The organism is Thiolapillus sp., assembly GCF_048562965.1.
Classification (GTDB): domain Bacteria; phylum Pseudomonadota; class Gammaproteobacteria; order Chromatiales; family Chromatiaceae; genus Thiolapillus; species Thiolapillus brandeum_A.
The window spans coordinates 1-1,612 of the sequence record NZ_JBHNMF010000686.1 but is presented as its reverse complement, the minus strand read 5'-3'; the positions used below and the strand labels follow the sequence as shown (position 1 = coordinate 1,612).

The window sequence follows — 1,612 nt, the reverse complement described above, 5'->3', positions numbered from 1 at the left end:
TATGCAAGCAAAAATAATCACCTTGTTGCTGGCGCTGGCTGTAACAGCATTTCCCCTGCCCTCCGTCGCTAAGACCTTGCAAGGCAAGGCCGTTCATATCAGCGACGGCGACACGCTCATCGTGATGGATGAGCAGCACCGCAAGTACCGGGTGCGTCTTGCGAACATCGACTGCCCGGAAAAACGGCAACCCTGGGGCAACAAAGCCAAACGCGCCCTGGCCGGCCTGGTGGGCAACCGCCTGGTACGGGTCGAGTGGGGAAAAACCGACCGATACGGGCGGCTCATTGGTACGGTGTACCACGACAACCAGAACATCAACCGAATGCTGGTTGCTGATGGCCATTGCTGGGTGTACACGCGCTACAACCGCGATGAGCGCCTGCCCGACCTGCAGCGGCAAGCTCAAACGGCCAGAAAAGGGCTATGGCGCCTCTCCGAATACGACCGCATTCCACCCTGGGAGTGGCGCAGGAACAACGAGTAAAGAGGACTGCCATGGATTACGAATCACATCGGCAAAGACTTTCCCGCATAAATAAAATCATCGGGATACTGATCGTGCTCATACTGGTCAAGCTGGCAATACATTGAGGATGGTGGAAACATGACTAAGCGAACAAAAAAATCGCAGGTAAAAACGGCTGCCTGGCGCATTTTTGAAGAAACAGGCCAATTACCCTCGCGGCAGTCCATCATGGAAGAGATAGGAGGCGGGTCCGCGCGAGATGTGGCGGCGGAGTTGGCTGAATGGAAAGAGGAACTGGCAGACTGGGTGCATCACCAGCGCCATCGTCCGGACATGCCGGATACACTGTATCAGGCAATGATCACAATATGGGACAAGGCGCTGGAAGACGCAAACCAGGTAGCGCAATCGGCGCTGGACAAGGCGCGTGCAGAGGTCGCTGAGCGGGAGCAGGCAGCCAAGGCGTCTGTTACCGAAGCACGGGACGCGCTGGCACTGTCCCAACTGGCCAACAACAAACTTACTGGCGAGAAAGAACAGCTGGAACACAGGTTGTCTGAATGTGAAATAGCGCGTGATAAATGCGCGCATGAGCGCAACGAACTGAGTAAGGAGGCCGCTCTGGCCAAACAGCGCGCCTCCGAATGTGAAAAAGAGTCCACTCGTCTGCGCAACGAGATTGAAGCTCAACGCAGTTCCTACCGGAAGGAGCTCGTAGTGCTGCGCAAAACACAGGAAACGGAGAATGACCGTTGGCTCAAAGCCGTCGATGACGCCCGCCAGGAGGCCCGCCAGGAAGCGCAGCGGGCCGATAACATTGGCAAACGGGTCGAGGGCTTGCTTGACGAGATCGCGGATCTGAAGCAGCAGCACGCGCTGGCGCTATCAGCCGAACGGGAAAGCGCAGCAAAATGGCAGGCGCGTTGTGAATCCCAATCGCAAGAAATCAAAACACTGCAGGGACAACTGAAGGCCGCAACAAGGGATCTGGCCGAATGCGTGACCGGATCACAGGAAGCCCGGGCACAGACAAAGGCCATGGAAACCCTGATGAAGCAAATGGAGCGGCGTGTGAATGAGGGATAGGTTGCCAAAGGCCGAGTCGATTTTGGGGACTGGGATGTCCCAAAATCTTTCACGAGG

General features: G+C 56.5%; 2 protein-coding genes. Both read left to right on the top strand.

The window, feature by feature from the left end:
- On the top strand, positions 1–487 hold a 487-nt coding region (locus tag ACOCD2_RS19165; protein WP_293715531.1), incomplete at its 5' end, for a thermonuclease family protein.
- A 120-nt stretch (positions 488–607) separates the two neighbouring features.
- A complete protein-coding gene (locus ACOCD2_RS19160) occupies positions 608–1,555 on the top strand; it encodes a DNA-binding protein (protein WP_293650435.1) in 948 nt (315 codons plus the stop codon).
- Positions 1,556–1,612 lie beyond the last annotated feature (57 nt).

Bases quoted from the DNA above. Each gene is read 5' to 3' on its own strand.
- ACOCD2_RS19160 (WP_293650435.1), top strand. From the start codon at position 608: ATGACTAAGCGAACAAAAAAATCGCAGGTAAAAACGGCTGCCTGGCGC.